This window comes from Ornithinimicrobium sp., assembly GCF_051004135.1.
Taxonomy (GTDB): domain Bacteria; phylum Actinomycetota; class Actinomycetes; order Actinomycetales; family Dermatophilaceae; genus Ornithinicoccus.
On the sequence record NZ_JBPCKQ010000193.1, the window covers coordinates 1 to 6,165 of the forward strand.

At 58.7% G+C, this 6,165-nt stretch carries 7 protein-coding genes; 1 reads left to right on the forward strand and 6 read right to left on the reverse strand.

What is annotated here, in order from left to right; translation table 11 throughout:
• Positions 1 to 211: 211 nt before the first annotated feature.
• The 6 genes from ACR2FV_RS13700 to ACR2FV_RS13725 form a co-directional block, all read right to left on the reverse strand.
• Positions 212 to 538 (reverse strand): putative quinol monooxygenase, encoded by a 327-nt coding sequence (locus tag ACR2FV_RS13700; RefSeq protein WP_434016256.1) that lies wholly within the window; start codon positions 536 to 538, stop codon positions 212 to 214.
• A gap of 69 nt (positions 539 to 607) precedes the next feature.
• Positions 608 to 1,255, reverse strand: coding sequence for an alpha/beta hydrolase (locus ACR2FV_RS13705; protein ID WP_434016257.1), 648 nt, complete (start codon positions 1,253 to 1,255; stop codon positions 608 to 610).
• Between the two features lie 61 nt (positions 1,256 to 1,316).
• Positions 1,317 to 1,877 carry a dihydrofolate reductase family protein gene (locus ACR2FV_RS13710; RefSeq protein WP_434016258.1) on the reverse strand — a complete coding sequence of 187 codons (561 nt, stop codon included), beginning with the start codon at positions 1,875 to 1,877 and terminating at the stop codon, positions 1,317 to 1,319.
• A 73-nt stretch (positions 1,878 to 1,950) separates the two neighbouring features.
• Positions 1,951 to 2,376 carry a GFA family protein gene (locus tag ACR2FV_RS13715; protein ID WP_434016259.1) on the reverse strand — a complete coding sequence of 142 codons (426 nt, stop codon included), beginning with the start codon at positions 2,374 to 2,376 and terminating at the stop codon, positions 1,951 to 1,953.
• Positions 2,377 to 2,565: 189 nt separating this feature from the next.
• The gene (locus tag ACR2FV_RS13720; RefSeq protein ID WP_434016260.1) at positions 2,566 to 3,111 is read right to left on the reverse strand and encodes a dihydrofolate reductase family protein; all 546 of its coding nucleotides are present in this window, start codon (positions 3,109 to 3,111) and stop codon (positions 2,566 to 2,568) included.
• Positions 3,112 to 3,179: 68 nt separating this feature from the next.
• Positions 3,180 to 3,770 carry a GFA family protein gene (locus ACR2FV_RS13725; RefSeq protein WP_434016261.1) on the reverse strand — a complete coding sequence of 197 codons (591 nt, stop codon included), beginning with the start codon at positions 3,768 to 3,770 and terminating at the stop codon, positions 3,180 to 3,182.
• Between the two features lie 88 nt (positions 3,771 to 3,858).
• Here ACR2FV_RS13725 and ACR2FV_RS13730 point away from each other — a divergent pair, with 88 nt between their 5' ends.
• Complete coding sequence (locus tag ACR2FV_RS13730) at positions 3,859 to 4,533, forward strand: winged helix-turn-helix transcriptional regulator (RefSeq protein ID WP_434016262.1); 675 nt, start codon at positions 3,859 to 3,861, stop codon at positions 4,531 to 4,533.
• Positions 4,534 to 6,165 lie beyond the last annotated feature (1,632 nt).

Below are 6,165 nucleotides of genomic sequence, written 5' to 3' on the forward strand. Positions count from 1 at the left end.
GGCCCAGACCAACCGAACAGCCTCCTCCTTGAACTCGGGCGGGTAAGGTGGTCTCGATCTACCCATCTTCTACTCCTTTCGCAGAACCTCATCACTCAACTCTGATTGGTCCGCGAAAGCGGGTCAAGCCCAGACACCGTGAGACGATTTCTCTCGTCTGTTTAGACTCCGTCCCACTCGCCGACCTATTAGTAACAAGTGGTAGAGCAGCTCAGGGCTCACTGACTGACGATATAGTGTAGCGCTTAACGTCGGCATTGAGGATCTGGGCCTGCTGGTCGCTGCTCGGGCCAGATCCGCGGAAGGCGAGTAGCTGCTCTTCGCTCTCCCAGCGCTCGTAGATGCGGATCCGTGCGGGATCTACACTGTCGGCCGTGATAGAGAAGTCGAGGCAGCCACCGGCGGCCCGCGCCGTCTCGACGATCGGCGCACACTCCGCGACGTAGGCGTCACGATCGGCGGGCTCGACGACCAGATGTCCTGCAATAATGAGCATGTGATGGTGTTCCGGGTCGTCGGAACGGTCTACTGGTGTCATGATGCCCCCGTCGTTGGCGTGGCCCCATCACTACTGAACCGTGAGTCCAGTTTGGCAACAGGATTCGTTTCAGCCATCGTTTCTTTCCTTCCAGTAGTTATCGAGTCTGCTTGCCAGTTCCTCCGGGCGGCCCAGCATCGCCATGTGGCCACCGTCCATCTCGTCGGGGATGAGGTTCAACCGCTCCCGCACGACCCGGCGCGCGAACCTGGCATTGAAGCAACGATCATCCCGGCACAGCAGGTATTTCGCCGGGACATCCGGCCATTTCTCCATCGGCCATGTTCCTTCCGGGAAGTGATGCCGTCCCTCACCCCGTTCCATGTCTGCGGCTGCGAGGTCTGGGGGTACGTCATGGTAGAAGATGTCAACGTCGCTGTCGGGGAATTCGTGTCCGGTGTTCGTCCACCATTGCATGAACGTCTCGCCAGGGACCGGTATCATCCCGGCCACGAATACGAGGAGGTCGACCGGCAGACGGTCGCACACGAGAGGCGCTATGAACCCGCCTGCGGAGTGTGCCACGACAACGAGGTCGCTCCGCTCACCAGCGGCGTCCACCACAGTATCGACATAGTCCGACCATCCGGCGGACAGGGCGTCGCAGGGGAGGTCCATCGCCACCACGTCGTGCCCTCGCTTGCGCAGTTCGTCCGCAACGAGCGCCCATCCCGCTGCGGTTCCACCGCCACCGTGAATAAGTACATAAGTCGCCATCCGTTCTATCCTTCCTGTCTTCCAAGAGGTGCCAGCCACGCCATCGTCACGCCGCGCACCGTCACGCGGGACGGTAGCTCAGGAGTACAACGCCAGAGCGGAAGGGCTTGGCCTCTAGCAGCATGAGTTCGGGAATCTCGGTTGCGTCGGCGAACAGCCGCTCGCCGCGCCCGAGCACCACGGGGAAGACGAACAGCCGATACTCGTCCACCAGTCCAGCGGTGATCAGGTCGCGCACGACGCTGATGCTGCCCGTGATCCCGATCTCTTTACCCAGCCCGGCCTTCATCGCCCGGATTTCGTCCTTCAGAGAACCCTGCAACACGGTGGTGTTCTCCCATTCCGGGTCCTGCATGGTGCTCGAGACGACGTACTTCTGGACCTCGTTTAGGTGTTTGCTAATGCCCGTCGTGTCGTCGGTCTGCTGCGGCCAGTAGTCGCGAAAGCTCTTGAAGGTATTGCGCCCGAGCAGCAGCGCGTCTTGTGCCTCCATGTGCTCGCGTAACGTCGTCTCGATGTCGGAGTTGTCGACGTCGGTCTCATCTCCGGCAGGGGCAAACCATCCTCCGGTCGCCTCGATTACACCATCGAGCGTGATGTTCTGCGTTACCACCAGTTGCATGAGTCCTCCTTATTCCTCATAAATCTCCCTCCGTTAGTCTCGTCCACTTCGACCACTGCCTTGCTTCTTCTCGTTAGAGGTAGACGGTGATCTCCGGCTCGCGGTCCTGACGGTCGCGTTTGCCGTCCTCGTAGATCACCGGAGCCGCAGCGAGCTCCTCCTCTGTAACGTCATCCAGACACGCGACGTTCACGGCCCAGAAATTGCCGCCCATTATTTCTTCGAGATAGCCTCGCGAGAAGGGCTGCATGCCACAATAGGGGCAGCGGTAGTGATCTATGTCGCCCTCGGGCCAGTTGCTGTCCTCTGCGCGGTAGTTCTGCAGAAGATCCTCTCCCGCGGTGATCCGCAGCTCGTCGTAGCCTATGAGCGCCTTCTTGTAGCCGGACTTGAGGCAGAAGCTGCAATTGCACTTGCGGATCGCTGTCTCCGAGAGATCCACATCCGCCTCGAAGCGGATCGCGCCGCAATGGCAACTCCCGTGATACGTCTTCCTCATCTCTCCTCCTTAGCGAATGACTGACTGTTTGACACGAGCGCGTCCCGGAGCATTCCGAGTGCTTTCGGCCCCATGCCGTGAAGCCGAAGCAATTCGGGCTCGCTCATCCGGGTGAGATATTCGAGGTGATGTATGCACGCTCCGTCGAGCACCCGCATCGCCGGTTTCGGAAGACCTTCGGGAAGATCGCTATTGTGTCCTTGGTTCATAAGTCAGAACGACGACTCCCGAACCGGTAGTCTTGGAGTCAACAAGTTCCAAGGCTTCCGTTTCAGTGCGATCCGCGAAGAGGCGTTTTCCGCTCCCCAGGACGATGGGGAATACCATTAGTCGGTACTCGTCCACAAGGCCATGTTGCATCAGTGTGTTAACGAGGTCCGCACTACCGTAGATCAGAAGGTTCTGGCCAGGCTGCTCTTTTAGTCTGCTGACTTCCTCGGCGACGCTACCCTCGATCAAGCTCGCGTTCCAATCGAGCGGGCCTTCGAGAGTTGTAGAAGCAACGTGCTTGGGCAAGCCGTTCATCCTGTCGGCGAAACCAGCTTCGTCGGTCATGGAGGGCCAGGCCGCGGCGAAGCCCTCGTAAGTCACGCGCCCCAGCAAAAGCGCGTCCGATGCGAACAGCAGGTCTTGCTGAAGCTTCCCCAAATCTTCGTCGAAGTATGGTCCCGTCCAGGACGGCTCCTCCATCACACCGTCCAGAGACACGTACGCCGCTACGGTCAATTTACTCATAGATCCACTTCCTTCAGTCTCATCAACTTTTCTACGACTTAGCCTCTGGCAGCATGTTGCCGTCTGTCTCAGACATGAAATTCTCCTTTCACGGGCACCTTCGGGCTACGGAATCCCATCGCGATCCACGCGCCCATCAGCTTGACAAAGAACGGGAGCGTCTGACTCTTGGCATTCGGAACATCATCTGGCAGCGACATGCCGTCCGGTAGGTCAGCCGTCATCGTCCGCATTTCGAGGGGAGGCAGCATTCCTTCGGGCCAAATGTCCCCATAAAGACTGAGCCAGTGACCGCCCTTGAACTCAAGGAAGATCGGCGTGTTGCAACAGGTGGCGACGACCCTGCGGGTCTTTGCATCTGACGTAAGCTTGAATTCCTTGAGCAGATCTGTACCCTTCAGGAAGTGGACACGGTCCTTGCGGTAGAGAACGAAGCGCGTCGCGCCCTTTGTGTCCAGAATCGGCGGAGCATCGGGGAGAGTCTGCAATCGTGCGCCCGCCTCGCGGCAGCTATTGCAACAACATTCAGCGCTGACAATTGGCGCGCGCTCCACTTCGAGTTGGACATGCCCGCACAGGCAGCCAACTTGCGTGGTCTCAGTCCTATTTCTCATCTCGACCCTTCCTCCCCAGTTCGTTGGCTTGACTAAAAGCAGCATACAGAAAAAATCCTAAAAAACAACTGGCAAATTGTAAATTACTAATTAAGAGTCCCAGTTTAGCTTCAGTGGTGTTAGAATCTTATATGTGGCTACCAATCGCACATACGATGATGGCTGTGCTGCTGCCCACGCGCTGGATCTCGTAGGCGAGCGTTGGGCACTTCTAGCGGTACGCGAGTTGATGCTGGGGCCGAAGCGTTTTACGGACCTACGTGCTGGACTGCCGGGTGTAAGCCCCAACGTCCTCGCCCAACGCCTGCGCGAGCTTGAGGGTACAGGTGTGGTGCGCCGCCGGAAGTTGCCCCCGCCCGCAGCCTCGAAGGTCTACGAGCTGACCGAGTGGGGAAAGGAGTTGGAGCCGGTCCTCGTCCAGCTCGGACGCTGGGGTGCCCGCTCTCCTTCAAAGCCCCACGACGCCGCCCTGGGGGTGGACTCGCTCATCCTCTCATTCCGGACTATGTTCGACTCGCGGCGCGCGGACGGCATGAGCGCTACTTATGAGCTCAGATTCGGCGAGGATGTTTTCAGGGCTGTTGTCAAAGATGGGCGCTTAGACATTATACGCGGAAGCGCCGAGCAGTCCGACGCCATTATTGAGTCTGACTCCAACACGCTAGCCGGGTCGGTATATGGGCCGGTCGCGCTGGCAGAGGCTATACGATCAGGAGGGATAAGGATCGAAGGTGACGAGTCAGCGGTCGCACGCTTCCTTACTCTCTTTCCCTTGCCTGAACCAGCCGCACCTGCCATCGGAGTGTAGGGCTGCTCGGCAGCGGCACGGTCGTTAGTTATGGTCGTGATCTCCTCTTGGTTTAGGCGTCTTGCTACGGAGCAGACCCTTGCTGCACAGCCCAGCCGTTGCCGTCAGGGTCACTGAAAAGACGAACGAGCCTCCTGGTAACTCCTGGACCTCACTTACCTCCACCCCGCGCTCGACGAGCTCGGCGTAAGCGTTGTGTATGTCCGAGACGACCAACTGCACGCCCCGGACAGAGCCCGGCTCCGACTCCACGATTCCCTTCCCGATGGCGATCGAGCAGGCCGACCCCGGGGGCGTAAGCTGGACGAAACGGATCTCATCGCTGACAGTGGAGACCTCGCCAATAACTCTGCAACGTATAGACGGAGCCAGACCTGGCAGAAACTCATTTCGGAAATTCCACGCCTATCTCCGGGGTCTGAAACATGCAACCGGAGTGAATAACTATTCGGCCCGAGTTACAAATTGGCACAAGCTCAAATAACAAGTATGTCTCGTGGATCTGGTGCAGGGCTTATGTAGAAGACTCGATGGCTTCCGGGAAGTCTACGGGGCTCCTATATCTCCCCGAAAATCCCATTTTCATGCAGGATAATGGATTACCGACGCCTTCGGTTCTCGGAAACCAGAGAAGTACGTTCCCTACCGAGGGTCACAGTACCATTATGGGAAATCTGTACTGCGAGAATGTAAGCGGTGAGGTCCTCCCGGTTGGCCTGACCCAAAATTTGTAGGGCCGAAGGTGCCTTTTTAGCGAACCGTCGGCTAGCCAGGGAGGATCTCCACCGCGCTCCGGACGGGCGGCAGTGACCTAATAGAGTGGAGTAGGCGGCCAGCGAGTTATCGTTGCCGATACTTTTCTGTCCGCCTCTCCCCCGAACGGTGCGTGCCCGATTTCCGAGCACACCGCTCTCCAGTGCCATCTCCACGCCCGGAATTCGCGGATGATGCTCAGGATCGTTTCAGCGTCACGCATCTCGCGTGCTTCCCTCTCCCGAGACATCCATCGCACCTGTCTCCCTTCGCCTTGTGGACGGCTTTCCCGCACCCAGACTACTACGGAGACTCCGTGACCCTAGGACTCTCGTCCCGTAGGCCATCCCGCATTCCCTTGACGTTAGACATTCTTCTAGCGCGAGGTAGGCACCTCGTCCGTTTCCTTGAGCGGGATCGCTTCCCGCCACCCACCGGCCGGAAGGTTCCGACGACATCTCATCTTTCGCCGTATACCGGCGGCCTCGCTTTAGGCGCTGTGATCGAGGGACGCTTCTTTTCATCGTTGGAAACTGAGGTTCGAGCAGTATGGCTCTTACCCTGTCGCGCGGGCCTCGCGGGACGACTCTACCGTAAACGCCTTCAGGCAACTCCCGCTTTAACGGCATGCTGTTGTTCCCATCGGCTTTCGCCTCCGGGTAAGCCGCTGACCCAGGGGTCGTTCGTTCTGTGCGTACCTCCCTTCTGTTTAGGTTGTCCTTCATTCTCTTCCGAACCCCTCCCGTCTGTGACGGGGATCTAACGCCCGGTGATGCGGCGCACTGAGATGAGAAGGCCGACCCTCGACGCAGTACCCTTTGGGAGGGTCTGCAAACAACAACGGGCTCTAACCGCCCAGAGAGGAGGATCGACCCATGG

Coding starts and splice junctions, on each gene's coding strand:
- ACR2FV_RS13705 (WP_434016257.1), bottom strand. CDS start 1,255: ATGGCGACTTATGTACTTATTCACGGTGGCGGTGGAACCGCAGCGGGA.
- ACR2FV_RS13700 (WP_434016256.1), bottom strand. CDS start 538: ATGACACCAGTAGACCGTTCCGACGACCCGGAACACCATCACATGCTC.
- ACR2FV_RS13725 (WP_434016261.1), bottom strand. CDS start 3,770: ATGCTGCTTTTAGTCAAGCCAACGAACTGGGGAGGAAGGGTCGAGATG.
- ACR2FV_RS13715 (WP_434016259.1), bottom strand. CDS start 2,376: ATGAGGAAGACGTATCACGGGAGTTGCCATTGCGGCGCGATCCGCTTC.
- ACR2FV_RS13710 (WP_434016258.1), bottom strand. CDS start 1,877: ATGCAACTGGTGGTAACGCAGAACATCACGCTCGATGGTGTAATCGAG.
- ACR2FV_RS13720 (WP_434016260.1), bottom strand. CDS start 3,111: ATGAGTAAATTGACCGTAGCGGCGTACGTGTCTCTGGACGGTGTGATG.